Source organism: Enterobacter sp. MALB-1, from assembly GCF_041021625.1.
Taxonomy (GTDB): Bacteria; Pseudomonadota; Gammaproteobacteria; order Enterobacterales; family Enterobacteriaceae; genus Enterobacter; species Enterobacter oligotrophicus.
In genome coordinates this window covers 3,467,807-3,493,056 of sequence record NZ_JBDPJL010000001.1, presented here as the reverse complement: position 1 = coordinate 3,493,056, position 25,250 = coordinate 3,467,807, and the positions used below count along the sequence as shown (strand labels likewise).

Below are 25,250 nucleotides of genomic sequence, written 5' to 3'. Positions count from 1 at the left end.
ATGGCGTTCTTTCAGATTATAGAAAACGTTTGATTTATGGCGAAAAAAAAGGCGGCACGGGGCCGCCTGGTGTGAGAATTATCGCTATAACTCCGGCGGGTTTTTCCCCTCTTCGATAAAGTCTGCGTCCAGCTCTTCGGCGTTACCTTCGTGATCGCGGCCGGAGAACAAGTTCCAGCAGGCAATAAACAGCGCCGCAATCAACGGACCTATTACAAAGCCATTAATGCCGTATAGCTCCATGCCGCCAAGGGTGGTGATCAGGATCAGGTAGTCCGGCATTTTGGTGTCTTTGCCCACCAGCAGCGGACGCAGAATGTTGTCCACCAGCCCGACGATAATCACGAAGAAGCCCACAATAAACAGACCCTGCCACAGCTGGTGAGTGGCGAACAGGAAGATCGCGGCAGGGACCCAGACAATGGCCGAACCCACGGCAGGCACCAGAGAAAGGAACGCCATCAGCGCGCCCCACAGCACGCTGCCGTCAATGCCCACAATCGCAAAGGCGATGCCGCCGAGTGTCCCCTGAACCACTGCCACTACAGCCGTGCCTTTAACCGTTGCGCGTGACACACCGACAAATTTGGCGAACAGGTGCTGTTTCATGAAATCCGTCAGCGGGAGCGAATCCAGGATCTGGCGCACCAGATAAGGCCCGTCTTTGAGCAGGAAGAACAGCAGATAGAGCATAATGCCGAAGCTAATAGCAAAGCCAAACGTCCCTTTGCCGATCAGGAACGCGCTGCCCGCCAGATATTGTCCACCCTGCAGCGCCACGTCAGACAGTTTCTTCTGGATTTGCGCGGCGTTGGTGAGGTTGTGATCGGCCAGGAATCCGCTCGCCCAGTCCGGCAGTCGGTTAAAAATGCTCGCCACAACCTCCGGGAACTGCGTGTTGTTCTGCTGTAGCTTGGTGTACACCACGTTCAGTTCAATCGCGAGTGACGAAAGGATGACCATCAACGGGATAAATACGATCAGGCAGATAATGCCGATCGTCAGGATCGACGCCAGCCCGTTGCGATCTCCCAGTGCCGCACGCAGTTTATTTTTTACCGGGTTGAAGATAACGGTCAGGATGGCAGCCCACAGGATCGCAGAGAAGTAGGGTGACAGCACATCAAAGAAAGCCCAGGTAACAAGGGCGAGAATGAAAATGAAGAAACCTTTAGTCAGTCCGTTAAATCGCATTAGTGAGTCCTGGTAACGTAGAAACAGTGTCGACTATAGAACTGTTTACGAAAATTACCAACGGCAGGGGGCAGGATTGCCCATCAGTGACGATTACCACTTTCGACTGACCGAAAGTGTCTGCCGTTCGCGCCATGCTGTAAGTATCTGCTTGTGGAGGTGTATATGGCCTGGCGTCCGATTCTCTATGTGATCCACACATCCCATCCCAGACTCAGCGCCCGCCGCGCCCGGTTGCGCCTGGTTATCGAGTCTCCTTGAAAAGCCCTCGTTTGTGGTATCCGGCTATCCCTCACATGTCATTTTTAACTATCTTTTCCCGTTTTTTATCTAAAAACGATTCGGAATTAGCGATTCTTTTTTATTCCTTTATCAAAATCCCTGCGCCGGAAATACTGCCCCCATAACAACAAGGGGAGCAGACACTATGGCCGTTTCATCGCGTTTTACACTACTCGGCGCACTGGCGCTGTGGGCATTTCAGGCACAGGCGGTGGATGTCACCGTCGCGTATCAAACCTCTGCGGAGCCAGCGAAAGTGGCGCAGGCGGATAATACCTTTGCTAAAGAGAGCGGTGCGAACGTCGACTGGCGTAAATTCGACAGCGGGGCCGCCATTGTGCGGGCGTTAGCGTCTGGCGACGTGCAGATAGGCAACCTCGGCTCCAGCCCGCTGGCCGTAGCCGCCAGCCAGCAGGTGCCGATTGAAGTCTTCCTGCTGGCTTCTCAGCTTGGTAATTCCGAAGCGCTGGTGGTGAAGAAAAACATCACTAAACCGGAGGATTTGATCGGCAAGCGCATCGCCGTACCGTTCATCTCCACCACCCATTACAGCCTGCTGGCGGCGCTCAAACACTGGGGCATTAATCCTGGACAGGTGCAGATTATTAACCTGCAGCCTCCGGCGATTATCGCTGCCTGGCAGCGCGGCGACATTGACGGGGCCTACGTCTGGGCACCTGCCGTGAACGAACTGGAAAAAGATGGCACTGTGCTGACCGACTCCGAAAAAGTGGGACAGTGGGGTGCGCCGACCCTTGATGTGTGGGTGGTGCGCAAAGACTTCGCCGGGAAGCATCCTGAGATAGTGAAAGCCTTCGCTAAAAGCGCCATCGACGCCCAGCAGCCGTATATCAGCAACCCGGATGAGTGGCTGAAACAGCCCGCGAATCTGGAAAAATTATCCCGCCTGAGCGGTGTCCCACAAGCGGATGTGCCGGGGCTGGTGAAAGGCAACACCTACCTGACGCCAGCGCAGCAGGTTCAGCAGCTGAGCGGGCCGGTAAACAAAGCGATTGTCGATACCGCCACGTTCCTGAAAGAGCAGGGCAAAGTACCGGCGGTGGCGGCAGATTACAGCCAGTACGTGACCGATCGCTTTGTGAAATAAGGAGCCTGCGATGCTGAATATTACAAATCTGTCCGCAGATTACGGCGGCAAACCGGCGCTGGAGGATATCAACCTGACGCTGGACAGCGGCGAGCTGCTGGTCGTGCTGGGGCCTTCCGGCTGCGGAAAAACCACGCTGCTGAATCTGATCGCCGGGTTTGTACCTTATCAGCACGGCACCATCCAACTGGAAGGTAAAAAAGTGGCAGGCCCCGGCGCAGAGCGCGGCGTGGTCTTTCAGAACGAAGGGCTGCTGCCGTGGCGTAATGTGCAGGAAAATGTGGCGTTTGGCCTGCAACTGGCCGGTGTGAGCCGTGAACAGCGTCTGGCTACCGCACGGGAAATGCTCAAAAAGGTAGGGCTGGAGGGCGCTGAAAAACGCTTTATCTGGCAACTGTCCGGCGGCCAGCGCCAGCGCGTCGGCATTGCCCGTGCGCTGGCGGCAAACCCGCAACTGTTGCTGTTGGATGAACCGTTCGGTGCACTTGATGCCTTTACCCGCGAGCAGATGCAAACCCTGCTTCTGCGTCTGTGGCATGAAACCGGCAAGCAGGTGCTCTTGATCACCCACGATATCGAAGAAGCGGTGTTTATGGCGACCGAACTGGTGCTGTTATCACCAGGGCCAGGCCGCGTGCTGGAGCGCTTGCCGCTTGACTTTGCCCGCCGATATGTCGCGGGTGAGCCGGTGCGCAGCATCAAATCCGATCCGCTGTTTATTGAACAGCGTGAATACGTGTTAAGCCGCGTGTTTGAGCAACGGGAGGCCTTCTCATGAGCATCGTTTTCAGCGAAAAAACGCGCCGCACGCGTTTCGCCTTACGCTGGCCGTTCTCACGGCAGATCACCCTGAGCCTCGGTACGCTACTGGTGTTACTCGCGGTGTGGTGGGCGGTTGCCGCCCAGCAGTGGATTAGCCCGCTGTTCCTGCCGCCGCCGGGACAGGTACTGGCAAAACTGATCGCCATTGCCGGGCCGCAGGGCTTTATGGATGCCACCCTCTGGCAGCATTTAGGCGCAAGCCTGGCGCGCATTCTGGTGGCGCTGCTGGCGGCGGTGGCTATCGGCATTCCGGTCGGGATCGCCATGGGCTTAAGCCCGACGGTGCGCGGCATTCTCGACCCGCTGATTGAGCTTTACCGCCCGGTGCCGCCACTGGCGTATCTGCCGTTGATGGTTATCTGGTTTGGCATTGGCGAAACGTCCAAAATCTTGCTGATTTATCTGGCGATTTTCGCGCCAGTGGCTATGTCTGCCCTGGCTGGCGTGAAGAGTGCTCAGCAGGTGCGGATACGGGCGGCTCAGTCGCTCGGAGCCAGCCGCACGCAGGTGCTGCTGTTCGTGATTTTACCGGGCGCGCTGCCTGAAATTTTAACCGGACTGCGCATCGGTCTTGGCGTGGGCTGGTCAACGCTGGTGGCGGCGGAGCTTATCGCGGCTACGCGTGGATTAGGGTTTATGGTGCAGTCGGCCGGGGAGTTTCTGGCGACTGACGTAGTGCTGGCAGGGATCGCGGTAATTGCCGTGATCGCCTTTGGATTAGAACTGGGGTTGCGTGCGTTACAGCGCCGTCTGACGCCCTGGCATGGAGAGATACAATGAGTGAACGTCTGACCATTACCCCGCTGGGGCCGTATATTGGCGCGCAGGTGTCCGGCCTGGATGTCACCCGTCCGCTGAGTGATAACCAGTTTGAGCAGTTGTACCATGCGGTACTGCGTCATCAGGTGGTGTTCCTGCGTGAGCAGGCGATCACCCCACAGCAGCAGCGTGCGCTGGCATTGCGTTTTGGTGATTTGCATATCCATCCTGTCTATCCCCATGCGGAAGGGGTGGAAGAGATTATCGTGCTGGATACCCACAACGATAACCCGCCTGACAACGACAACTGGCACACCGATGTGACCTTTATTGAGACGCCACCCGCCGGGGCGATCCTGGCGGCGAAGCTGCTGCCGGAGACCGGCGGCGATACGCTGTGGGCCAGCGGGATTGCGGCATATGAAGCGTTGTCAGCACCGTTCAGGACCCTGCTGAGTGGATTGCAGGCAGAGCACGATTTTAAAAAATCGTTCCAGGAGTATAAGTACCGTAAAACCGACGAAGAGCACCTGCGCTGGCAGGAGGCGGTCGCGAAGCATCCGCCGCTGCTGCACCCGGTGGTGCGTACCCATCCGGTGACGGGCAAGCAGGCACTGTTCGTGAACGAAGGGTTCACCACACGCATTGTGGACGTGACGGAAAAAGAGAGCGATGCGCTGTTAAGTTTCCTGTTCGCGCATATCACCAAACCGGAGTTTCAGGTGCGCTGGCGCTGGCAGGAGAACGATCTGGCGATCTGGGATAACCGCGTGACGCAACACTATGCGAATGCGGACTATCTGCCGCAGCGACGTATTATGCAGCGGGCGACGATTTTAGGGGATAAACCGTTTTATCGTGCGCCTTGATTGCCGGGTGGCGGCGTTGCCTTACCCGTCCTGCGTTTTATTGTAGGCCCGGTAAGCGTAGCGCCACCGGGCAACGGGGTTATAGGTGTGCTTCTATATACCGCTGATACCGGTTCGCCTTCAGGTAACTCAGATCCACCAGCACCAGCCCGTCGACGCAGTTGTTGAACGCCGGGTCGCTGCCAAAATCAATAAACTGCACGCCGCCGGGCTCGCACAGCTCGGAATACTGCTTGTAGAGCGGTGGAATGCCGCAGCCCAGATTGCCGAGCAGGGATTTCAGCTTCGTCAGGTCATCGACGTAATCTGCGCCGCCAAATTGCGCCAGCGCGTCCGGCAGCGACGCCGGATAGGGCTGACGTGAGGCGGCCAGCGGATGAGCCGGTGGGAACCACAGGCGGTAAAAGGCCACCAGCAGATCCCGCGCCGCAGGCGGTAAGCCACCGGAAATCGAGACCGGGCCAAACAGATAGCGGTAGTGGGGATAGCGCGCCAGATACGCACCAATGCCTGACCACAGATAGTCCAGACCACGGCGTCCCCAGTATCGCGGCTGAATAAAGCTGCGTCCCAGCTCAATGCCGTGTTCGAGCACGTCCTGCATTTTGTCGTCGTAGTGGAAGAGGCTATAGCTGTACAACCCGTCCAGACCCCGACGCTCCACCTGTCTGGCGGTGGGCATAAAGCGATATGCGCCGACGATCTCCAGATCCTCATCATCCCACAGGATCAGGTGCAGATAGTCATCATCGTAGCGGTCGGTATCCCGGCGTTTACCGCTTCCTTCTTCCACGGCGCGAAACGCAATCTCGCGCAGACGCCCCAGTTCGCGCAACACCGGTGCGTCTTCTTGTCCGTTGCGTTGCCATAGGTAGATAGTTTTGCCGTCGCTGGTTTTGCCAAGACACTCAGCCTGCGCCAGCTCGCGTTTCAGTACGGCTCGGTCTTCCGGCCGGGCGATAGCGCACTGGGTTTTGAAGACGCCAGGCAATCCCTTGCCAAGACGCATCACGTGCTGACGGCACTGTTCGGCCATCTCTCGTGACGAAAGGGTGATATTAAACCAGGTATTCCAGGCGATCTGCTGGCCGATTTTGATCGGCAACTGGCTATGGCGGCGGCGGAACATCTGTTGCATCAGCAGCAGCATCGATAACGTCGGTGACACCAGCGTGCTGGCATAGAAGAGCAGGCTATTGTGCGCCTGAATATGTACCGGCAGTAGCGGGGCGCGCAGTTTACTGGCCAGTTTGATAAAGCCCGAATGCCATTTTTTATCGCGAATACCTTTGCGCGTCGGGCGTGACACTTCTCCCGCCGGGAAGAAAATCAGCACGCCCGCGTTTTGCAGATGCTGCTCCATCTGCATCAGCGAGGTTTTTGCAGTCCTGCCGCCCATATTATCTACCGGAATAAACAGCGAGCTGAGCGGTTCAAGGTGAGTCAGCATCCGGTTGGTCACGACTTTCACATCACGGCGCACGCGGGAGACCGCGTACAGCAGTGCCAGCCCGTCGAGTGTGCCTGTCGGATGGTTAGCAATGATGACCAGGGGGCCATGTTCAGGGATTTGTTCGAGATCGCGGGTGGAAACGGTGCAGAGAATATCAAGGTGTTCCAGAACTTGCTCCACCATATCCAGCCCTTTGAGGTGGCGGTGGGCTGCGGCAAATTGTTGAAATTCTTCTTCGTAGAGCAGTCTTTTTAACAGACTTTTTTGCCAGGGCGCGGGCCTCGCCTGAGGCCAAAGGTCATCGATAACGCTGTCGAGACTAAACATGGTCACTCCTCCTGCCGTCTTGCCCAGACAGTAGAAGGGGGAGATGTCGGTTGTATTGCAGTTTGGTGAAGTTATTGCTCTGACGACCTCTCTCCCGGCGGGAGAGAGGTCAGAAGGATCAACGCAGAATTTTTTTCTCAGCCAGATCCAGCGCGAAGTAGCTGAAGATCAGATCTGCGCCCGCGCGTTTGATTGCGCCCAGGCTTTCCAGAATCACTTTCTCTTCATCGATCGCGCCCGCCTGTGCGGCGAATTTGATCATCGCGTACTCACCGCTCACCTGGTATGCGCCCAGCGGCAGCTCGGTGCGTTCACGGATATCACGCAGGATGTCCAGATAAGCGCCCGCCGGTTTGACCATCAGGCAATCCGCGCCCTGGGCTTCATCGAGCAGGGATTCACGGATCGCTTCGCGGCGGTTGAGTGGGTTCATCTGGTAGGTTTTGCGATCGCCCTTCAGCGCCGTACCAGCCGCTTCACGGAACGGACCATAGAAAGAGGAGGCGAATTTGGTGGAGTAGGACATGATGGCGGTGTCGGTGAAACCGGCGGCATCCAGCGCCTGGCGAATAGCCTGAACCTGCCCGTCCATCGCCGCAGATGGGGCGATGAAATCCGCACCGGCAGCAGCGGCGACAACGGCCTGCTTGCCGAGATTCAACAGGGTAGCATCGTTATCCACGCCGTGGTCGCACAGCACACCACAGTGGCCGTGAGAGGTGTACTCGCAGAAACAGGTGTCGGACATGACAATCATTTCCGGCACGGTCTCTTTGCAAATGCGTGACATACGTGCGACGAGACCGTCTTCTTTCCAGGCGTCGCTGCCGGTGGCATCAGTGTGGTGAGAGATCCCGAAGGTCATCACCGAGCGGATGCCTGCACTGGCAATACGTTCGATCTCACGCGCCAGATGTTTTTCCGGGATGCGCATCACGCCCGGCATCGCATCAATGGCTTTGTAGTCATCGATCTCTTCTTCAACAAAAATCGGCAACACCAGATCGTTTAAGGTCAGTGTTGTCTCTTCAAACATAGCGCGCAGTGCTGGTGACTTGCGCAGGCGACGGGGACGAGCAATTAAATCGGTCATGGTATGCCTGACATTTGTGGAACAAAGAGGACTAGTGTACCTGAAAGTGTGGTGAGGTGTTTTACGAAAGTGGGCTTTTTGTTTTTGCCAAATGACGCACGGTTACGTTTCATTTACTCCCTGTACACTGCACACTGGTTTGATGATTAAAGGGGGAATGAACTATTTGTATTATTACTGTATTGGTGTGGATATATAAATAATAATGATCTATTTATTTTTGTTATGTTTATAATATTCGTCGGGCTAATTTTAACTTTCTGTTTTTATAATATTTATATTGGATGCATAATGCCTGTATGATTTTTTCATGTTAATTGTATGGATTCGGACTTAATGGAATCATTCATTGAACCTTTTCCAAATGAAACTGCATAATTCCCTTCGCAATAGATTATTGCCAAATGATTTACGGACAAACTTGCTTACGTCCCTGAGGAGGGATGACCCAATGCAAACATGGAAAAAGAAACTGGTTGTATCTCAACTTGCATTAGCCTGCACCCTGGCTATCGCTTCTCAGGCAAATGCGAAAGATATTTCTGGTACGACATATAATACCTTTGGATATGATAATACTGCATCCAGTCCCTGGTATTATGGATACGCCGACTGGGATTACTCGGATGCGACCCATGACGGTGATATTTATCCGGTGATTAATAAGTCCACGGTGAATGGTGTTATTTCAACGTATTATCTGGATGATGGTGTCAATGGCCGGGCGAATGCGCTGAGCATTTCTAACAGCACCATTAATGGCATGATCACCTCTGAGTGCATGACCACAACCTGTGCAGACGGCATGGATACTGATGGCACTGCGCATACACAGTACGATCGTTTTAGCCTGACAGTAGACAACTCCACCATCAACGACACGTATGAGCACTATGCTTATGACGTGGTGAACGGGGATAATACCGAAGCACATTATCTGGATACGTATGCCCTGGGCAATGCGATTACCCTTGATGTGGAATCCGATATTCTTATCCAGAATAATTCCCACGTCGCCGGTATTACTCTGCTGCAGGGTTATCAGGAACTGGATAACACGCCGTACGACAGCGTTGAAGGTATTGCCAACAGCAGCAATGTCTTTACCGACACGCTGGTGGTGAAAGACTCTGTTCTGACCTCCGGCGCGTACAGCGATCTGGGCACCAGCGGATTCTATGGTCAAACGGCGAAACCGAGCGACTACGGCGAAACCAACGCGACCGGAGCAGATGACGCAGCGCTGATCGTTGTAGCCAGTGACGCGGATAACGCGATGCAGACCACCGCGACCTTCGACCACTCCACGGTGACCGGCGACATTCTTTTCTCCAGCACCTTCGATAACAACTTCTACGTGAATGGCGACCCGGCAACCGATACCACCGATGATGGCGTGTATAACCCAACCACCAACGGCTGGGACGACACCGATAAGCTGGATGTTACCTTAACCAACGGCAGCAAGTGGGTGGGGGCAGCGCAGTCCAGCGTTGATGCCATCGGCTCTGCACAGATGTACGGCGAAGGTTACAGCGAAACAGACTGGCACACACTCTCTCCGAACAGTATCTGGCCTGACTCCACCTACGACAGCAACGGCCACGTTGCGGGCGAAGAGGTCTATCAGAGCGGTCTGTTCAACGTAACGCTGGATAACGGTTCTGAATGGGATACCCGCAAGCTGTCCAACATCGACACGCTGGCGGTTAACAACCAGTCGCAGGTGAACGTAGAAAACTCCGGTCTGCTGGCGGACAGCATCACGCTGACCAATGCATCGTCGCTGAATATCGGTGACTCTGGCGCAGTGGCGACAGACAGCCTGTACCTGGACAGCGGTAGCCGTGCGGCACTGACGGAAGAGACGGCAGAACTGTATGCCAACACCATCACCGTGGATAACGGCGCAGAACTGGCGCTGGGCTTGGGTCAGGTCGATACGCACAATATGGTGCTGACCGATGGTGGCGTGTTGAACGTAGCCAGCCGTGATTACGTGCTGAACAGCGATCTGAACAACGCGCGCTATATCACCAACGACAAGAGCAAAGCAGACTACGACTATGGCGTTGTTGCGCTCAACTCTGACGGTCATCTGGCGGTAAATGGTGACGTGGCGGGTAACTACAAAGTGCGCATCGACGATGCGACCGGTGCAGGCTCCGTTGCTGATTACAAAAATAAAGAGATCATTCGCGTTTATGATAATAACGCGGATACCGCAGCCAGCTTCACCGCTGCAAACAAAGCTGATTTAGGGGCCTATACCTACCAGGCGCAGCAGAAAGGCGACACCGTTGTTCTGCAGCAGAAATCCCTGACTGATTATGCCAACATGGCGCTGAGTATTCCTTCTGCAAACACCAATATCTGGGATCTGCAGCAGGATTCCGTCGGTGCGCGTCTGACCAACAGCCGTCATGGCCTGGCAGATAATGGCGGCGCGTGGGTGAGCTACTTCGGTGGTAACTTCGACGCAGATAATGGCGTGGTGAGCTACGATCAGGATGTTAGCGGCATTATGGTTGGCCTGGATACCCAGATTGACGGCAATAATGCCAAATGGATTGTCGGTGGTGCGGCAGGCTTTGCGAAAGGCGATATCAGCGACCGTACGGGTCAGGTCGATCAGGATAGCCAGACTGCGATGATCTACGCATCGGCGAAATTCGCTAATGACGTTTTCCTCGACAGCTCCCTGAGCTACAGCCGCTTCAACAACGATCTCTCCGCCACTATGAGCAACGGCCAGTATGTTGACGGTAACACGACAACTGACGCTGTAGGCTTTGGCATGAAGCTGGGCTATGACTGGAAACCAAACCTGTCTGGCTACGTAACGCCTTACGCGGCGGTGTCTGGTCTGTTCCAGTCTGGCGATGATTATCAACTGAGCAACGACATGCGTATCGATGGCCAGTCATACGACAGCATGCGTTATGAGCTTGGTGTCGATGCGGGTTACACCTTCAACTACGGTGGCGATCAGGCGCTGACACCTTACTTCAAGCTGGCGTATGTCTATGACGATGCCGACAACAATGCTGATGTGAACGGCGACAGCATTGATAATGGTGTGGAAGGGTCTGCGGTGCGCGTGGGGCTGGGAACGCAGTTTAGCTTCACCAAAAACTTCAGTGCATATACGGATGCCACTTATCTGGGCGGCGGTGACGTTGACCAGAACTGGGGTGCCAATCTGGGTGTGAAATATACCTGGTAATGCATAAAAGCAGGGGATTTATCCCCTGCTTTTTTATATATAGCGTAAGAAAATAATATAGAACCGACAGATACAGATGACTTGAGGTCTGCATGAACGTTGATGCGAAACCGCTTTCTGAATTAAGCCGGCTCGAACAGTGTCTGAAAGCCGCCAGTACTCCATTTAAGACCGCACCGCAGCAATTAATTTCAAACAGCACTTTTGGTGATGGGCCCCACACATTCTTTATACAAACAGGGATTGTTGCAATTCTTCGAAAATCAGATGAGCTCCTTGTTGGTATTGCAAAAGCACCTTATATTTATGGCCTGACGGCGGGAATGAATGAAATTCATCATGAATATGTCATGGTCGCACAAACCCCCTGCACGGGATTTTATTTATCGGCCTCTACCGCACGACAACTTATTCAGCAAGAATATCTTTGGCAGGATGCCTTTTGTTGGCTGTCGTGGATTAATCACATCCTGGGGAAACGCGATATGCAGCTGGTTGGAAATAACTCTTACAGCCAGATCCGTGCCATGCTGATAAATATGGCCGAATGGGATGATACGCTTCGCTCAAAAATTGGCGTCATGAATCATATTCAGCGAAGCACGCGTATTTCACGTTCTGTGGTGGCAGAAGTTCTGGCTGCGCTGCGCCAGGGGAATTATATTAATATGAGCCGGGGCAAACTGATCAGTATTAACCGTTTGCCCGCGGAATATTAAGGCTGTACTGACGCCGTAAGCACCTGTGCTTTATTGGCGCTCAGTTCAGCGACCAGGTTATTGATTCCGTCGCTCATATTGACGAAGCGCGTGTTCGGGGAGCGAGTCACGACGACAAAAGCCCCGACGTTGGACTGCGGGATCATTGCCATATACGTGATGAACCCGCCGCCGCCGCCGGTCTTCTGGATAATCCCCGGACGACCCTCTTTCGGTGCCATATACACCCAACCCATGCCGAGGGCATCGGCTTTACCCGGCACGTCCATTCCCACTACGCGGCGCAACTGGGCACGCTGGTAGATCAGCGTCTGCATACGGTCGGCCTGGTTGCTGCGCGCGTAAAAATCCGAGGAGAGGAATTGCTGCATCCAGCGCATCATGTCGCCTGGCGTGGAGTAAACGCCGCCGCTCCCGATAGCCGCCAGCGTGTTATTACACGGGCTGGCCCCTTTTTCTGCCACCATCAGGCGCTTGCACTGATCGGGAGAGGGGGTAAAGGTGGTGTCTTTCATACCCAGCGGACGGGTAATCTTTTCCTCAAACAGCTGAGTATACGGCTTCCCGGATGCGGTTGAGAGCGCATCAGCCAGCAGATCAAACGCCAGGTTGGAATAGGATGCCTGCGATCCCGGTGCGGCTTTCAGCGTGGCGGTACTCAGGTAACTCCATCGCTGTTCGCGGGTTGGCCAGACAAAAACCGGCCGATGCGCTGCACCACCGGGTTGCTCACGCGGCAGCGCGCTGGTATGGGTTGCAAGATTGACCAGCGTTATTGGTGTACCCTGATAGGTCGGAACGCGTGCGCCTGGCGGGGCGTATTTGCTGAGCGGATCGTCCAGTTTTACCACACCCTGGTCGAGCAGTTTCACCAGCATTTCGCTGGTCATGAGCTTGGTGATGGAAGCAATACGGATCACCGAATCCAGCTGCGGATGGACGTTATTTCCAGGACGCGTTTCGCCAAAGCTCCGAAATACACGCTGGTTTCCATCGATGACCACCAGCGCCATTCCCGTCGCACCGCTACCGTAGTAGATAAGATTCGCATAGCGATCGGCAATGTCAGAGGCCAGGACGGGGGCCGTCAGCGGCTGGGCAGCCTGGGCAGTGGTCAGGTTCACCGCACACAGCGCGGCAAAAGAGAGCAGACAACGTTTCAACGAAAAGCATCCATCAAATAAATAAGGAAAGTAAGAGGTATTTATACTACTAAACCGCACGGCGCAATGGCCCGAATAGCATAACGATAGCGGGAAAAACGTAACCATGGGTAAATAAGAACAATTTCCTTGCGGCCTGGCTCCCATTTTGTGACATCGGGCTTATGATACGCACTTGTATTACTCATTCTTGCGGAGAACGGTATGTCTGAAAAGCGTGTGGTTATGGTGGTTGATATGCAGAACGGGGTGTTTGAGACGCCACGTCATCAGCGCGAGAAATGTGTCTCTCTGATCAATCAGCTTACCCAGGCTGCTGAGCTGGTGATTTTCATTCAACATACTGAGGCTGGCGGGCTGGAGGAGGGCAGCAACGGGTTTGCATTACTTCCTGAGCTAAACCAGCCAGCAGGTGCGTTTTACGTTACGAAGACCGCCTGCGATGCCTTTTACAACACGACGCTTGAGGCGTTATTGTGCGAACAGGGTATCCGTGAGTTTGTGATGTGTGGCTGCGCGACGGATTACTGCGTCGATGCCACCTTTAAAAACGGTGTCAGCCGGGGCTATCACATCACGGTTGCGGAAGATGCCCACACGACCGCTAATCGCCCGGCAGCGGAGGCTCAGGTGCTGATTGCGCACTACAACGATGTCTGGCGTAACTTCATTGCCCCGGCTAACCCGCCTTCGGTGAAACGCACCGAAACAATTCTCGAAAAATGGAAAGCGAACTAATAATAAACCCACGGGTCTGACCTTTTTGCCTGCGTCACGGGTGGGTTCAGGTGAGATTTTCGTGTGGTGATGTGTTGAGCACAGCAACAGCCATAACAACAAGAAGGAAGCATTATGTTTAAGTCTTTTTTCCCAAAGCCGGGGCCCTTTTTCCTGTCGGCGTTTATTTGGGCACTGATTGCTGTCATTTTCTGGCAGGCGGGCGGCGGTGCATGGCTGGCGCATATCACGGGCGCAACGGGCGATGTACCGATCAGCGCGGCGCGTTTCTGGTCGATGAGCTATCTGCTGTTTTATGCCTATTACGTGGTGTGCGTGGGGCTGTTTGCCTTGTTCTGGTTTGTCTATTCTCCGCACCGCTGGCAATACTGGTCGATTCTGGGCACGTCGCTGATTATCTTTGTCACCTGGTTCCTCGTGGAAGTGGGTGTGGCAGTTAACGCCTGGTATGCGCCGTTCTACGATCTGATCCAGACCGCACTGAGTTCACCGCACAAGGTGACCATCAATCAGTTTTATCACGAAGTTGGGATCTTCCTCGGTATCGCTCTTATCGCGGTGATAATCGGCGTGATGAACAATTTCTTCGTCAGCCACTACGTGTTCCGCTGGCGCACCGCGATGAACGAACACTATATGGCGCACTGGCAGCACCTGCGCCATATCGAAGGTGCTGCACAGCGTGTGCAGGAAGATACCATGCGATTTGCCTCCACGCTCGAAGATATGGGGGTGAGCTTTATCAACGCCATTATGACCTTGATCGCCTTCCTGCCGGTGCTGGTGACGCTTTCGGCGCATGTGCCAGACCTGCCGATTGTCGGTCACCTCCCTTATGGGCTGGTGATCGCGGCGATAGTCTGGTCACTGATGGGGACAGGGCTGCTGGCCGTGGTGGGTATCAAGCTGCCGGGCCTGGAGTTCAAAAACCAGCGTGTAGAAGCGGCGTATCGTAAAGAACTGGTTTACGGCGAAGATGATGCCAGCCGTGCATCGCCGCCAACCGTGCGCGAGCTGTTTGGTGCTGTGCGTCGTAACTATTTCCGCCTCTATTTCCATTACATGTATTTCAATATTGCGCGCATTCTGTATCTGCAGGTTGATAACGTTTTCGGCTTGTTCCTGCTGTTCCCGTCGATTGTTGCGGGTACGATTACGCTCGGTCTGATGACGCAGATCACTAACGTCTTTGGTCAGGTGCGTGGCTCGTTCCAGTATTTGATCAGCTCCTGGACCACGCTGGTGGAACTGATGTCCATCTATAAACGTTTGCGCAGTTTTGAGCGCGAACTGGACGATAAAGATCTGCAGGAAGTGACCAATACCTTTAGCTAATACAGGGAGTTGCTATGCCATTTGCCGTGCCGCGCGCGTTACCGCTGTCTTTGTTCGCCGCTTTTGTGCTGGCGGGCTGTGCCGAAAAAGGGGCTGCACCGCTTAAAAAGGGTGAGAAGCCCGTTGATGTGGCGAGCGTCGTGCGGCAAAAAATGCCTGCCAGCGTGAAGGATCGCAATGCGTGGGCCGATGCGCTGGCAAAGACGTTTGAAAGCCAGAAGATTGCCCCTACCGAGCAGAATATCTGCTCGGTGCTGGCCGTCGCGCAGCAGGAATCTATGTACCAGTCAGACCCGGTAGTGCCTGGGCTGAACAAAATCGCCTGGAAAGAGATCGACCGCCGTGCCGAATCGATGCATATTCCGGTTTTCCTGGTGCATACCGCCCTCAAAATCACCTCGCCGAATGGCAAAAGCTACAGCGAACGGCTGGATACGGTAAAGACGGAGAAACAGCTGAGCGCCATTTTTGATGATTTTATTAACATGGTACCGATGGGGCAGACGCTGTTTGGCTCGCTTAACCCTGTACATACCGGTGGCCCGATGCAGGTCAGCATTGCGTTTGCGGAAAAACATACCGACGGGTACCCGTGGAACATCGACGGAACCGTTCGCCAGGAAGTCTTCTCTCTGCGTGGCGGATTATGGTTCGGCACATATCACCTTCTGAACTACCCGGCGAATTACGATGAGCCGCTGTACCGCTTTGCGGACTTTAACGCGGGCTGGTATGCCAGTCGAAATGCGGCATTCCAGAATGCGGTAAGCCGTGCAAGTGGCGTGAAGCTGGCGCTGGATGGCGATCTGATTGCCTACGGTAGCCGCGCGGCGGGCAAGACAGAACTGGCGGTGCGGAAACTGTCCGCGACGTTAGGAATGAGCAACAACGATATTCGCCGTCAGCTTGAGAAGGGGGACAGTCTGGCGTTCGAGAAAACGGATTTGTATCAGCAGGTCTTTAAACTTGCGGAGCAGAAAAGCGGGAAAGCGTTACCCAAAGCCATGTTGCCAGGGATTCAGCTTGAGAGCCCGAAGATCACACGTAATCTTACCACTGCCTGGTTTGCGAAACGTGTGGATGATCGTCGGGCTCGCTGTATGGGGCGCTAATCAGTGATGACGACGCCAGCGCAGTACAAGCGCTATCGCACCCAGAATCATGCAGCCCGCAAGGAAAGGAATCAGCCCGAATATCGTGCTTACGCCAAAACCGATCTCAACGCGTGGTCGGCCGGTATCCTGAACCTGCATCAAATGTTCATAAACGCCAGGCGCATGAACCAGCATATTCAGAAACTGTGACCCAGCCCAGAAGCAGAAAAGAACAAACAGGGCATAGGCGAGATTACCTGCCGTGGAGGTTTTGGGTTGTTTGCCACCAAAAATTGGTTTCGACAATGTAAAATCAGCCATAAAGACCTCCCGAAATATCACTCTGTTTAATACGCGTCGTACAGGGTGAGTTTGACAGGTCATAGCATTTGTCAATATCAGAATCGTGGTAATTTATCCCAGGGATTACTCCTGGATTGTTGAATTCTGCATCGCATCACAATTATTTAACTTAAGTGAAACATTATTGCATTTCAGAATTTCCGCATTTGCCACAGACCGGGTGGTTAAACTGTGAGAGGATAGTTTTTTTTCTGCCGGAGTTGTCATGAAGCTCACTTCCAAACTACGCCGTGACTGGCACTACTATGCCTTTGCTATTGGGCTGATTTTTATTCTTAACGGTGTTGTGGGGCTGCTGGGGTTTGAAGCGAAAGGCTGGCAAACCTACGCGGTTGGGCTGGTGACGTGGGTGATCAGTTTCTGGCTCGCCGGGTTTATTATCCGCCGCCGCCCTGAAGAGGCGACAGCGGATGAGACGGAAACGGTGAAGAAAGTCGATTAACCGTTGACGGAACTTTTGAGGGCGCTGTCCGCAGCATGACGCTCCAGCGCCAGTTCGATCAGGCGGGTGATCAGCTCAGGGTAGCTAATTCCGCTGGCCTGCCACAGTTTCGGGTACATGCTGATGTTGGTGAAACCTGGTAGCGTGTTGATTTCGTTAATCACCACGTCGTTTTCCGCCGTCAGGAACACGTCGACACGCGCCATACCGCAGCAGCCTAGTGCCTGATAGGCTTCAATGGCGATCGCGCGGATCTTATCGTTAACGGCCGGGTCCAGATCCGCAGGCACCACCACCTGCGCTCCTTTATCATCAATGTATTTGGTGTCGTAAGAGTAGAAGTCACTGTTCAACACCACTTCCCCGCAGGTGCTCGCCTGTGGGAAATCATTTCCCAGTACGGCGCACTCGATTTCACGGCCTTTAATACCCTGCTCGACCACTACTTTATGGTCAAACTCGAACGCCAGACGAACGGCTTCGGTGAACTGCGTTTCGCTTGTCACTTTGCTGACACCGACTGAAGAGCCCTGGTTCGCGGGTTTGACGAACAGCGGCAGCCCCAGCTGTGCCTGAAGCTGTGAGAAGCTGTACTTGTCGCGGTTGGCGCGGGTGAGCGTGACAAAGGGTGCAATATTCAGCCCGGCATCGCGCAGCAGGCGTTTGGTGACGTCTTTATCCATGCAGGCGGCGGAGCCCAACACATCGGAACCGACAAACGGCAGATTAGCCATGCGCAGCATGCCCTGCAACGAACCGTCTTCGCCCAGCGTGCCGTGGACGATCGGGAACACCACATCAATTTGTGCCAGAGCCTGGGCGTTACCGGTGTCGATAAACTGCCCCTGCGCGACGCCGGGTACGGTAGCAACGCTGATTTCCGATGGATTAAGTGCGATATGTGCCGGATCGTCAGCATTTAGCAGATACTGGCTGGCATCATTGACATGCCACTGGCCTTGTTTATCAATGCCCAGCAGCAGCACCTCAAATCGGGTTTTATCAATTGCATCGACAATATTCTTTGCCGATTGCAATGACACCTCGTGCTCTGCTGATTTTCCCCCAAAGACAATCCCAACCCGCTGCTTTGCCATTTCACTCTCTTCCAGTCTGACGAAAAGCCAATAACATACCACGATGCCCTGCGGGTTTCGCGGCCTTCTGCCATAATGTTTTGGGGGATGCAGAGGGGGGCGCGTGAGAGGAAAAGGTCTGCTGACAATTGTCATCATTGTGGCAGTAGCAACGGTGGGTTACCGCTGGTTGCCGTCTCACTACAACCCTTTCATGCCGCTAACGCTTGACGACCCTCCGGGGAAAATCACCCAGTTTAAACTTCGGCGCTTAACGCCTCAGGCGTGCGAAAGCCTGCTCTCGGAGGCCAATCAAAGACAGCTTATTCGCACGCAAGCGGTCGCTGATACGACCGGGGAGTGTCCACTCCGCAACGTGGTGCGCGTGCGCGATTTCGGCCCGGTCAGCCTGAACAGCAGTTTCCTGGCGAGCTGCCCGCTCGCGCTCAGTTCTGCGCTGTTTGTCAGCCAGCAAGCCCGGCCACTCACGAAAACCTACACAGGGAGCGAACTGGTGCGTATTGAACACCTGGGAAGTTTCGCCTGTCGTAACATCTACCACCGCCCGGATGCGCGACGCAGTGAACATGCAACGGCAGAGGCGCTGGATATCAGCGCTTTTAGGCTGGCTAACGGCCAGCGGGTTACCGTATTAAAGGGCTGGACGGCGGTGAAAACACAGCCGTGGCTTAAGGCGATGCTGGCAGCAAGTTGCGGATATTACGGCAACGGCCTGGGGCCGGACTATAACGCGGCACATGCTAACCATTTTCATCTGGGAATGCGTGGTTTCGGGCTATGCCGCTGAAGCATAATATTCCGCCAGGAAATGGATGCTTTGTGACATATTTCACAGATATGATGACTGGGAAGATAAAACACTAAAGTCGTCAAAGCCGCATCTCTGGCGCTACGTGAAAGAACGTAACTTGCTAATCTGTCGGCGAATTCGCCTGAAAATGAAGACTGCCTCTGTTATGGAATCCTGGAAAGTTAACCTCATCTCGGTCTGGTTCGGCTGTTTCTTTACCGGACTCGCCATTAGCCAGATTTTACCGTTCCTGCCGCTGTACGTTGCCCAGCTTGGCGTCTCATCGCATGAAGCGCTCTCTATGTGGTCAGGTCTGACGTTTAGCGTGACGTTTCTGGTGTCCGCCATTGTGTCACCGATGTGGGGCAGCCTGGCGGATCGCAAAGGGCGCAAGCTGATGCTGCTACGCGCATCGTTGGGGATGGCGATAGCGATACTGCTGCAGGCCTTTGCCACCAATGTCTGGCAGCTGTTTATTCTGCGGGCAATCATGGGGCTGACATCCGGTTATATTCCCAACGCGATGGCGCTGGTGGCGTCACAGGTGCCGCGTGAGCGCAGTGGCTGGGCACTCAGTACGCTTTCTACGGCGCAGATCAGTGGAGTGATTGGCGGCCCGCTGATGGGGGGCTTCCTGGCAGACCACGTGGGCCTGCGCGCGGTATTTTTCATTACTGCCGTGCTGCTGGTGGTCAGTTTTCTGGTCACGCTCTTTCTGATCAAAGAAGGGGGGCGTCCTGCCGTTAGTAAGTCTGAGCGTCTGAGCGGCAAGGCGGTATTCGCTTCGCTGCCATATCCAGGCCTGATGATAAGCCTCTTTATCACCACCATGGTGATCCAGCTGTGTAACGGCTCAGTCGGGCCGATTCTGGCGTTGTTTATCAAGTCGATGGCACCAGACAGCAACAACATTGCTTTTCTCAGCGGGATGATTGCCGCCGTGCCTGGGGTATCGGCGCTCATATCCGCGCCGCGACTGGGAAAGCTGGGTGACAGGATCGGCACGGCGCGTATCCTGATGGCGACGCTGATTTTTGCCGTGGTGCTCTTTTTCGCGATGTCGTTTGTCACTTCGCCGCTTCAGCTTGGCGTGCTGCGCTTCCTGCTGGGCTTTGCCGATGGCGCGATGCTGCCAGCGGTACAAACATTGCTGGTGAAGTATTCCAGCGACCAGGTTACTGGCCGTATTTTTGGCTACAACCAGTCCTTTATGTATTTGGGTAACGTTGCCGGTCCGCTGATTGGTGCCTCGGTTTCTGCGATGGCGGGCTTCCGCTGGGTATTTGCCGCTACGGCCGTTGTGGTATTACTGAATATCATACAGCTGGCGATGGCGTTACGTCACCGCAGACAGCTAGCAGAGGCCAAATCAACACGCTAATCGCTAACGATGTATTATATATTCTTATGGTAGCCACATTTTTACATAAAGAAAGGTGGCTATTTTTATAGAAAAACGTTTCGCTGAAAAATCAATTCACCTATTTTCGGCGTAACGTCACTTTTGCATAAGATAATACTTTTCTCCTCTTTGCATAATTCATCTGGAGTGCTAATTTCAGGTGAAATCACATAAGGAAATAGCACGATGAAAAATCTCATTGCGGAATTGCTGGTCAAACTTGCACAAAAGGAAGAAGAGTCAAAAGAACTGGTGGCCCAGGTTGAAGCGCTGGAAATTGTGGTCACCGCGTTATTAAGGCATATGACCCAACAGGATCAACAGGCGTTAATCACCAGTATCGAAGGTGCGCTGGATAGCGCCCGCCCTGACTCCCAGGTGCCCGTCCAGGATGCTGAAATGCTGAATCAATACGTAAAAAAGCTGTTAAGGCACCCTCGCAGTTAAGCGGTCACCGGACATAACAGCATGTCATAGAAATGTCATGCAGGTTGCCTATAGTCGCTCTGTTTTTATTTTTCTGTATTTATACATGGAGAAAATAAATTGAAACAGAGCGCACTTTTCATCGCATTACTTCCCCTGTTATTTGTCCCTGTTATTCATGCTGATACCACGAATACCCATGTTCTGGATAATCGTGCTGCGCAGGGCGATATCACCCAGCCTGGCGGTGCACGTCGACTGTCGGACGATCAAACCGCGGCTATTCGCGCGTCCCTGAATGACAAACCGGCTAAAAATATCATTCTGCTGATTGGCGATGGTATGGGGGATTCCGAAATTACGGCCGCCCGAAATTATGCTGAAGGGGCTGGTGGCTTCTTTAAAGGCATTGATGCGTTACCGCTGACCGGACAATATACCCATTACGCGCTGGATAAAAAAACCGGTAAACCGGATTACGTAACGGATTCCGCCGCGTCTGCAACGGCGTGGTCTACCGGCGTGAAAACCTACAATGGCGCGCTGGGTGTGGATATCCATGAAAAAGAGCACCCAACCCTCCTTGAAATGGCAAAAGCCGCGGGGCTGGCTACCGGCAACGTCTCTACTGCGGAACTTCAGGACGCAACGCCTGCCGCGCTGGTGTCTCATGTGACGTCACGCAAATGTTACGGTCCGTCCGTCACCCGTGAAAAATGCCCGACGAATGCGCTGGAAAAGGGCGGGAAAGGCTCGATCACTGAACAACTGCTGAATACCCGTGCTGACGTGACGCTGGGCGGTGGAGCGAAAACCTTCGCTGAAACCGCAACGGCAGGGGAGTGGCAGGGTAAAACGCTGCGCGAGCAGGCTCAGGCGCGTGGTTACCAGATGGTGAACGATGCCGCCTCTCTGGCAGCCATTACTGAGGCTAACCAGGATAAGCCGCTTCTGGGGCTGTTCTCTGACGGGAATATGCCCGTGCGCTGGGAGGGGCCAAAAGCCTCTTATCACGGCAATATCGATAAGCCTGCCGTGACCTGTACACCGAACCCAAAACGTGACGACACCGTGCCAACGCTGGCCGCAATGACGGATAAAGCGATCTCACTGTTGAGCAAAAATGAAAAAGGCTTCTTCCTGCAGGTGGAAGGCGCGTCAATTGATAAACAGGACCATGCGGCCAACCCGTGCGGGCAGATTGGCGAAACGGTAGACCTGGACGAAGCGGTGCAGAAGGCGCTGGAATTTGCGAAAAAGGACGGTAATACCCTGGTGATCGTCACCGCTGACCATGCGCATGCCAGCCAGATCATCCCGCAAGAGACTAAAGCACCAGGCCTGACGCAGGCGCTGAACACCAAAGACGGTGCCGTAATGGTGATGAGCTATGGCAACTCTGAAGAAGAGTCCATGGAACATACCGGCACGCAGTTGCGCATTGCGGCATACGGCCCACACGCTGCGAATGTCGTTGGCCTGACTGACCAGACGGATCTTTTCTACACCATGAAATCTGCGCTGGGTCTGAAATAAGCTAAACACCCGGCGGGAATCGCGACCGCCGGGTGGTTTTTTTTCCGTCACGAACCAGACTTAAAGTGGAACTTCACAAAAGGATGGTGCAATGAAAACAACATTACTGGTTACTCTACTCTCAGGTGTGTTCCTGCTGGCCTCAGCGAACGCGGCAGAAAAAACCTTAACGCCTCAACAGCAACGCATGACGACCTGTAACCAACAGGCCACTGCGCAGACGCTGAAAGGCGATGCGCGCAAGACGTACATGAGCGATTGCCTCAAAAATAGTGCATCCAAACCGGGTGAAAAAAGCCTGACACCTCAGCAGCAAAAAATGCGTGAGTGTAACGTTCAGGCCACTGAACAATCACTTAAAGGTGACGATCGCAGTAAGTTCATGAGCGCCTGCCTGAAGAAAAAAGCGTAGTTCTAACGGGTGAGTCTCTGTTGCGACTCACCCGAAATTTCATACTGCCCCTAAAAAGCCCCTCTCTATAATTTGGGAAAATGTTACAGAATATTCCCAAAAATGATGAATGATGACATCTATTACAAAGAGAGCATTCAGGAAGAGTGGCATCAGGATCTTTCTCAGGATGACTCACACCGTTCCGGCATACGCTTTGCCCGGCGACTTCGGCTGGCACGTATCGTTGGGCTGGGAGCGATGTTTTTCCCTGTTGCCGGTGTACTGGTTACTCAATTCCATCCAGGCGGCTGGTGGTTATTGCTGGTCGGCTGGGCATTTGTCTGGCCCCATCTTGCCTGGCAGCTTTCGTGCCGATCTCCCGAACCTCACAGCAGCGAAATTTTTAACCTGAAAATCGATGCCATCATTGCTGGTGTCTGGATTGGCCTTATCGGGGTCAATGCCCTGCCAACGGCTGCGCTGATCATGATGATCGGGATGAATATGATGGGATCGGGTGGTTTGCGGTTATTCATCATCGGGTTGTTGATCGTCTTGCTGTCATCACTGGTCACCTTGCAACTGACCGGCAGTGTAATGACCTTTTCCCCTGAGCCGCTGGAGTGGTGGCTGACGCTGCCGGTTTTGGTTCTGTACCCGATGCTGTTTGCCTGGCTTAGCCACCAGACGGCGATCCGGCTTGCAGAGCATAAGCGGCGGCTGGAACTTATGAGCACCCGCGACGGGATGACCGGCGTTTTCAACCGCCGCCACTGGGAGACGCTGCTGCGCAACGAATATGAGAAATGCCGTCGCAGCCATCAGCAGGCGACAATTTTGCTCATCGATATCGATCACTTCAAGAGCATTAACGACACCTGGGGGCATGATGTGGGCGATGAGGCGATTGTCGCCATTACGCGTCAGCTGCAGATGACGCTGCGCTCATGCGATTTTATTGGCCGTTTTGGCGGGGATGAATTCGCGGTGATTATGTCCGGAACGCCAGCAGAAAGCGCGATTGCCGCCATGTCCAGGGTTCATGAGCGCCTGAAAAAAATGTCGTTGCCTGGCGCGCCGGGTGGGCAGCTACGGATCAGCGTGGGCGTTGCGCCCTGGGGAACACAGTTTGGGCATTATCGTGAATGGCTGAAAGCGGCTGATATGGCGCTTTATAAGGCGAAAAATGCCGGCCGCGGCCGCACTGAAGTGGCGGCCTGACGTCCGGTTATTATTTTCAGGATTTACTCAGTTTCTCTGATTTTTCCATGCATTTTGCCATCGCCTCGATAACGGCAGCACGGAATCCGCGCTCTTCCAGTACGCGCACGGCTTCAATGGTCGTTCCCCCTGGCGAGCAGACCATATCTTTCAGTTCACCGGGATGTTTACCTGTCTCCAGCACCATTTTGGCGGAGCCCATTACCGCCTGTGCAGCAAATTTATAGGCCTGCGCTCGTGGCATACCGCCAAGCACGGCGGCATCCGCCATTGCTTCGATAAACATGAAGACGTAAGCAGGCGCAGAGCCGCTCACGCCAACGACCGGATGGATCATCGACTCGGCAATCACTTCCGCTTCACCGAAGCAGCGGAAAATATTCAGGACATCCGCCACATCTTCGGAGGTAACCAGCGCGTTCGGGGTCACGGAGGTCATACCGGCATTTACCAGCGACGGGGTGTTCGGCATAGCACGGACGATTTTACGATCGTGTCCCAGCGCACGGGCCAGTTGATCCAGCGTGACGCCTGCGGCGATCGATACCACCAGCGTCTCTTTATTCAGGCTGGAGGTAATTTCGCTCAGAACTTTGATCATGATGTTTGGTTTGACGGCACCGAAGACGATATCCGCTACCTGGGCGACTTCCTGCGCGCTTTCGGCTGCGTTGATCCCATACTCATCACGTAACGCCGCGACTTTATCCGGTGAGGGGGTATAGACCCAAATCTGCCCAGGCAGGACCTGCCCGCTGGCAATCAGGCCGCCGAGGATCGCTTTACCCATGTTGCCGCAGCCGATAAACCCGATTTTTTTATCCATCACGTCTCTCCGTTATTATGCGTTGTTATCTCTGATTGATAGCTTAACAACGAAATGCAGGCGACAATAGTCGTCAGTGTCATTATGGAGAGACAAGATGGCGATTTGGGTTGATGCGGATGCCTGTCCGAATGTGATTAAAGAGATCTTATTTCGTGCTGCCGAGCGCGTTCAGATGCCGCTTACGCTGGTGGCAAACCAGAATATTCGCGTGCCACCTTCACGGTTTATTCGCGCTCTGCGTGTGCCGGCCGGGTTCGATGTGGCGGATAATGAGATTGTACGCCTGTGCAACGCTGAGGATTTAGTGATTACCGCGGATATCCCGCTGGCAGCCGAAGTGCTGGAGAAAGGCGCAGCGGCGCTGAACCCGCGGGGTGAACGTTACTCCCCGGCGACCATTCGGGAAAAGCTCACCATGCGTGATTTTATGGATACCCTGCGCGCCAGCGGTGTGCAGACCGGCGGGCCGGACAGTTTGTCCCAGCGCGACCGCCAGCAATTTGCTGCTGAGCTGGATAAGTGGCTGCTGGAGGTCAAGCGCCGCAGCGCTTAATGATAATTATTGTCA

Annotated in this window: 24 protein-coding genes; 17 read left to right on the top strand and 7 right to left on the bottom strand. The window is 54.2% G+C overall.

From position 1 onward, the window contains the following. Nucleotides 1–84: 84 nt before the first annotated feature. A complete protein-coding gene (locus ABGB15_RS16770) occupies nt 85–1,194 on the bottom strand; it encodes an AI-2E family transporter (RefSeq protein WP_152083594.1) in 1,110 nt (369 codons plus the stop codon). Nucleotides 1,195–1,621: 427 nt separating this feature from the next. Here ABGB15_RS16770 and tauA point away from each other — a divergent pair, with 427 nt between their 5' ends. From tauA to tauD, 4 genes are read left to right on the top strand one after another with little or no spacing between them, the layout of a single operon-like run. After that, on the top strand, nt 1,622–2,584 hold the full coding sequence (gene tauA / locus ABGB15_RS16765; RefSeq protein ID WP_215722710.1) for a taurine ABC transporter substrate-binding protein: 963 nt from the start codon (nt 1,622–1,624) through the stop codon (nt 2,582–2,584). A gap of 10 nt (nt 2,585–2,594) precedes the next feature. Beyond that, nucleotides 2,595–3,362, top strand: coding sequence for a taurine ABC transporter ATP-binding subunit (gene tauB, locus ABGB15_RS16760; RefSeq protein WP_215722711.1), 768 nt, complete (start codon nt 2,595–2,597; stop codon nt 3,360–3,362). Then, nucleotides 3,359–4,186 carry a taurine ABC transporter permease TauC gene (gene tauC, locus ABGB15_RS16755; RefSeq protein WP_215722712.1) on the top strand — a complete coding sequence of 276 codons (828 nt, stop codon included), beginning with the start codon at nt 3,359–3,361 and terminating at the stop codon, nt 4,184–4,186. Before tauB ends, tauC begins: the two co-directional genes overlap by 4 nt. After that, nucleotides 4,183–5,034 carry a taurine dioxygenase gene (gene tauD, locus ABGB15_RS16750; RefSeq protein ID WP_215722713.1) on the top strand — a complete coding sequence of 284 codons (852 nt, stop codon included), beginning with the start codon at nt 4,183–4,185 and terminating at the stop codon, nt 5,032–5,034. The genes tauC and tauD overlap by 4 nt, the downstream gene beginning before the upstream one ends. 79 nt (nt 5,035–5,113) lie before the next feature. Here the strand turns inward: tauD and ABGB15_RS16745 are convergent, their stop codons facing one another. Together ABGB15_RS16745 and hemB are read right to left on the bottom strand one after the other, a co-directional pair. Continuing rightward, nucleotides 5,114–6,814 (bottom strand): lysophospholipid acyltransferase family protein, encoded by a 1,701-nt coding sequence (locus ABGB15_RS16745; protein WP_215722714.1) that lies wholly within the window; start codon nt 6,812–6,814, stop codon nt 5,114–5,116. A gap of 118 nt (nt 6,815–6,932) precedes the next feature. Continuing rightward, entirely contained in the window at nt 6,933–7,907 is a 975-nt protein-coding gene (gene hemB / locus ABGB15_RS16740) for a porphobilinogen synthase (protein WP_152083600.1), read from the bottom strand. Nucleotides 7,908–8,358: 451 nt separating this feature from the next. Here hemB and ABGB15_RS16735 point away from each other — a divergent pair, with 451 nt between their 5' ends. Continuing rightward, the gene (locus ABGB15_RS16735) at nt 8,359–11,133 is read left to right on the top strand and encodes an autotransporter outer membrane beta-barrel domain-containing protein (protein WP_369064248.1); all 2,775 of its coding nucleotides are present in this window, start codon (nt 8,359–8,361) and stop codon (nt 11,131–11,133) included. Between the two features lie 92 nt (nt 11,134–11,225). Further along, on the top strand, nt 11,226–11,852 hold the full coding sequence (locus tag ABGB15_RS16730; protein ID WP_152083602.1) for a helix-turn-helix domain-containing protein: 627 nt from the start codon (nt 11,226–11,228) through the stop codon (nt 11,850–11,852). On the opposite strand, the gene ampH is transcribed toward ABGB15_RS16730, so the two are convergent. Then, nucleotides 11,849–13,015: a D-alanyl-D-alanine-carboxypeptidase/endopeptidase AmpH gene (gene ampH, locus ABGB15_RS16725; protein ID WP_152083603.1), complete on the bottom strand. Its 1,167-nt coding sequence runs from the start codon at nt 13,013–13,015 to the stop codon at nt 11,849–11,851. The two genes, ABGB15_RS16730 and ampH, sit on opposite strands and share 4 nt — an antisense overlap. A 204-nt stretch (nt 13,016–13,219) precedes the next feature. On the opposite strand from ampH, the gene ABGB15_RS16720 reads away from it, so the two are divergent. The 3 genes from ABGB15_RS16720 to ABGB15_RS16710 all read left to right on the top strand — a co-directional run bounded on the left by ABGB15_RS16720 (nt 13,220) and on the right by ABGB15_RS16710 (nt 16,200). After that, the gene (locus tag ABGB15_RS16720) at nt 13,220–13,753 is read left to right on the top strand and encodes an isochorismatase family protein (protein ID WP_215722716.1); all 534 of its coding nucleotides are present in this window, start codon (nt 13,220–13,222) and stop codon (nt 13,751–13,753) included. A 114-nt stretch (nt 13,754–13,867) separates the two neighbouring features. Continuing rightward, the gene (gene sbmA / locus ABGB15_RS16715) at nt 13,868–15,088 is read left to right on the top strand and encodes a peptide antibiotic transporter SbmA (protein WP_152083605.1); all 1,221 of its coding nucleotides are present in this window, start codon (nt 13,868–13,870) and stop codon (nt 15,086–15,088) included. 14 nt (nt 15,089–15,102) lie between these two features. After that, nucleotides 15,103–16,200 (top strand): DUF1615 domain-containing protein, encoded by a 1,098-nt coding sequence (locus ABGB15_RS16710; protein ID WP_215722717.1) that lies wholly within the window; start codon nt 15,103–15,105, stop codon nt 16,198–16,200. Here ABGB15_RS16710 and ABGB15_RS16705 read toward each other — a convergent pair whose 3' ends face one another. Then, on the bottom strand, nt 16,201–16,503 hold the full coding sequence (locus ABGB15_RS16705) for a DUF2755 family protein (RefSeq protein WP_152083607.1): 303 nt from the start codon (nt 16,501–16,503) through the stop codon (nt 16,201–16,203). A 247-nt stretch (nt 16,504–16,750) separates the two neighbouring features. Between ABGB15_RS16705 and ABGB15_RS16700 the strand changes: the two genes are divergently transcribed. Next, complete coding sequence (locus tag ABGB15_RS16700; protein ID WP_215722718.1) at nt 16,751–16,987, top strand: DUF2754 domain-containing protein; 237 nt, start codon at nt 16,751–16,753, stop codon at nt 16,985–16,987. Here the strand turns inward: ABGB15_RS16700 and ddlA are convergent. After that, entirely contained in the window at nt 16,984–18,084 is a 1,101-nt protein-coding gene (gene ddlA, locus ABGB15_RS16695) for a D-alanine--D-alanine ligase (RefSeq protein WP_152083609.1), read from the bottom strand. The genes ABGB15_RS16700 and ddlA overlap by 4 nt on opposite strands. 103 nt (nt 18,085–18,187) lie before the next feature. Here ddlA and ABGB15_RS16690 point away from each other — a divergent pair, with 103 nt between their 5' ends. From ABGB15_RS16690 to adrA, 6 genes are all read left to right on the top strand, one after another. Next, nucleotides 18,188–18,871 carry an extensin family protein gene (locus ABGB15_RS16690; RefSeq protein WP_215722719.1) on the top strand — a complete coding sequence of 228 codons (684 nt, stop codon included), beginning with the start codon at nt 18,188–18,190 and terminating at the stop codon, nt 18,869–18,871. Nucleotides 18,872–19,040: 169 nt separating this feature from the next. Continuing rightward, nucleotides 19,041–20,255 carry a multidrug efflux MFS transporter gene (locus tag ABGB15_RS16685; RefSeq protein ID WP_215722720.1) on the top strand — a complete coding sequence of 405 codons (1,215 nt, stop codon included), beginning with the start codon at nt 19,041–19,043 and terminating at the stop codon, nt 20,253–20,255. Nucleotides 20,256–20,462: 207 nt separating this feature from the next. Continuing rightward, on the top strand, nt 20,463–20,723 hold the full coding sequence (gene iraP / locus ABGB15_RS16680) for an anti-adapter protein IraP (protein WP_152083612.1): 261 nt from the start codon (nt 20,463–20,465) through the stop codon (nt 20,721–20,723). A gap of 99 nt (nt 20,724–20,822) precedes the next feature. Then, entirely contained in the window at nt 20,823–22,238 is a 1,416-nt protein-coding gene (gene phoA / locus ABGB15_RS16675; protein ID WP_152083613.1) for an alkaline phosphatase, read from the top strand. 91 nt (nt 22,239–22,329) lie between these two features. Beyond that, nucleotides 22,330–22,650 carry a phosphate starvation-inducible protein PsiF gene (gene psiF, locus ABGB15_RS16670; protein WP_152083614.1) on the top strand — a complete coding sequence of 107 codons (321 nt, stop codon included), beginning with the start codon at nt 22,330–22,332 and terminating at the stop codon, nt 22,648–22,650. 102 nt (nt 22,651–22,752) lie between these two features. Continuing rightward, complete coding sequence (gene adrA / locus ABGB15_RS16665) at nt 22,753–23,853, top strand: diguanylate cyclase AdrA (RefSeq protein WP_215722721.1); 1,101 nt, start codon at nt 22,753–22,755, stop codon at nt 23,851–23,853. Between the two features lie 16 nt (nt 23,854–23,869). On the opposite strand, the gene proC is transcribed toward adrA, so the two are convergent. Continuing rightward, nucleotides 23,870–24,679, bottom strand: coding sequence for a pyrroline-5-carboxylate reductase (gene proC, locus ABGB15_RS16660; protein ID WP_152083616.1), 810 nt, complete (start codon nt 24,677–24,679; stop codon nt 23,870–23,872). A 97-nt stretch (nt 24,680–24,776) separates the two neighbouring features. Here proC and ABGB15_RS16655 point away from each other — a divergent pair, with 97 nt between their 5' ends. Beyond that, nucleotides 24,777–25,235 carry a YaiI/YqxD family protein gene (locus ABGB15_RS16655; protein ID WP_152083617.1) on the top strand — a complete coding sequence of 153 codons (459 nt, stop codon included), beginning with the start codon at nt 24,777–24,779 and terminating at the stop codon, nt 25,233–25,235. The last annotated feature ends 15 nt before the right edge of the window (nt 25,236–25,250 follow it).

Excerpts from the sequence above, each read along its gene's own strand:
- ABGB15_RS16705 (WP_152083607.1), bottom strand. The coding sequence starts at position 16,503 with ATGGCTGATTTTACATTGTCGAAACCAATTTTTGGTGGCAAACAACCC.
- tauA (WP_215722710.1), top strand. The coding sequence starts at position 1,622 with ATGGCCGTTTCATCGCGTTTTACACTACTCGGCGCACTGGCGCTGTGG.
- ABGB15_RS16710 (WP_215722717.1), top strand. The coding sequence starts at position 15,103 with ATGCCATTTGCCGTGCCGCGCGCGTTACCGCTGTCTTTGTTCGCCGCT.
- ABGB15_RS16700 (WP_215722718.1), top strand. The coding sequence starts at position 16,751 with ATGAAGCTCACTTCCAAACTACGCCGTGACTGGCACTACTATGCCTTT.
- tauB (WP_215722711.1), top strand. The coding sequence starts at position 2,595 with ATGCTGAATATTACAAATCTGTCCGCAGATTACGGCGGCAAACCGGCG.
- ABGB15_RS16655 (WP_152083617.1), top strand. The coding sequence starts at position 24,777 with ATGGCGATTTGGGTTGATGCGGATGCCTGTCCGAATGTGATTAAAGAG.
- ABGB15_RS16720 (WP_215722716.1), top strand. The coding sequence starts at position 13,220 with ATGTCTGAAAAGCGTGTGGTTATGGTGGTTGATATGCAGAACGGGGTG.
- iraP (WP_152083612.1), top strand. The coding sequence starts at position 20,463 with ATGAAAAATCTCATTGCGGAATTGCTGGTCAAACTTGCACAAAAGGAA.
- ABGB15_RS16730 (WP_152083602.1), top strand. The coding sequence starts at position 11,226 with ATGAACGTTGATGCGAAACCGCTTTCTGAATTAAGCCGGCTCGAACAG.
- ddlA (WP_152083609.1), bottom strand. The coding sequence starts at position 18,084 with ATGGCAAAGCAGCGGGTTGGGATTGTCTTTGGGGGAAAATCAGCAGAG.
- hemB (WP_152083600.1), bottom strand. The coding sequence starts at position 7,907 with ATGACCGATTTAATTGCTCGTCCCCGTCGCCTGCGCAAGTCACCAGCA.
- ABGB15_RS16685 (WP_215722720.1), top strand. The coding sequence starts at position 19,041 with ATGGAATCCTGGAAAGTTAACCTCATCTCGGTCTGGTTCGGCTGTTTC.
- proC (WP_152083616.1), bottom strand. The coding sequence starts at position 24,679 with ATGGATAAAAAAATCGGGTTTATCGGCTGCGGCAACATGGGTAAAGCG.
- tauD (WP_215722713.1), top strand. The coding sequence starts at position 4,183 with ATGAGTGAACGTCTGACCATTACCCCGCTGGGGCCGTATATTGGCGCG.
- adrA (WP_215722721.1), top strand. The coding sequence starts at position 22,753 with ATGATGAATGATGACATCTATTACAAAGAGAGCATTCAGGAAGAGTGG.
- ABGB15_RS16745 (WP_215722714.1), bottom strand. The coding sequence starts at position 6,814 with ATGTTTAGTCTCGACAGCGTTATCGATGACCTTTGGCCTCAGGCGAGG.
- tauC (WP_215722712.1), top strand. The coding sequence starts at position 3,359 with ATGAGCATCGTTTTCAGCGAAAAAACGCGCCGCACGCGTTTCGCCTTA.
- ABGB15_RS16770 (WP_152083594.1), bottom strand. The coding sequence starts at position 1,194 with ATGCGATTTAACGGACTGACTAAAGGTTTCTTCATTTTCATTCTCGCC.
- psiF (WP_152083614.1), top strand. The coding sequence starts at position 22,330 with ATGAAAACAACATTACTGGTTACTCTACTCTCAGGTGTGTTCCTGCTG.
- sbmA (WP_152083605.1), top strand. The coding sequence starts at position 13,868 with ATGTTTAAGTCTTTTTTCCCAAAGCCGGGGCCCTTTTTCCTGTCGGCG.
- ABGB15_RS16735 (WP_369064248.1), top strand. The coding sequence starts at position 8,359 with ATGCAAACATGGAAAAAGAAACTGGTTGTATCTCAACTTGCATTAGCC.